Here is a 704-nt window from a genome sequence, read left to right as displayed (position 1 = left end):
GGCATTGCCAAGTTGTTCAGGGATAGGTCGCGTTGGAGCGGCGACAGGGCGGCCCTGGCATTCACGCCGGTAGCTGGACGCGGGTCTCCTGCCGCCAAGTCCGAAACGCGTTAACGCGGCCGTTGCGATATTCGCCGGCGGTCATCAAGTGCCGGCGCGGCCTGAAGTGGCCGTAAATGAAGGCATGCGCCGAGAGGAAGCGCTGCGCTTGCTCGGGCGACTTGAACCGCTGCATCTGGCGCTCTCGCCGTCGCGTCGGCCGGTGCGAGTTCTCAGCCCGATTGTTGAGGTAGCGGCTGCTCCGGTGCCGCACGTCGGGCAGCACCTCGCGTTTCGCCACGCCGTAGCTGCGCAGGCCATCGGTGACGACGCGCTTCGGCTTGTACTTCAGCCTGGCCAGCAGGCGCTTGAAGAAGCGCTTGGCTGCGCTCGCATTGCGCCGGCCCTGGACCAGGATGTCGAGCACGACGCCATGCTGGTCGACCGCGCGCCAGAGGTAGTGCAGTACGCCGTTAATGCGCAGGAACACCTCATCGAGGTGCCAGGTGTCGCCAGGCTTTGGCCGGCGCCGGCGCAGCTTGGCCGCGAAGTCGGCCCCGAACCGCAAGCACCACTGCCGGATGCTCTCGTGTGTCACCGTGATCCCCCGCTCGGCCAGGATCAGCTCAACGTCTCGCAGGCTTAGGCTGAAGACATGGTAGAGC

Annotated in this window: 1 protein-coding gene; it reads right to left on the bottom strand. The window is 66.2% G+C overall.

Annotated elements, in window-relative coordinates; translation table 11 throughout:
- Positions 1-61: 61 nt before the first annotated feature.
- The coding region (locus E2C05_RS32295) for an IS6 family transposase (RefSeq protein ID WP_133223661.1) at positions 62-704 on the bottom strand (643 nt) is incomplete at its 5' end.

This window comes from Paracraurococcus ruber (assembly GCF_004353985.1).
Lineage (GTDB): Bacteria > Pseudomonadota > Alphaproteobacteria > Acetobacterales > Acetobacteraceae > Paracraurococcus > Paracraurococcus ruber.
The sequence above is the reverse complement of the archived record's forward strand: the minus strand, read 5'-3'. Positions and strand labels throughout refer to the sequence as shown.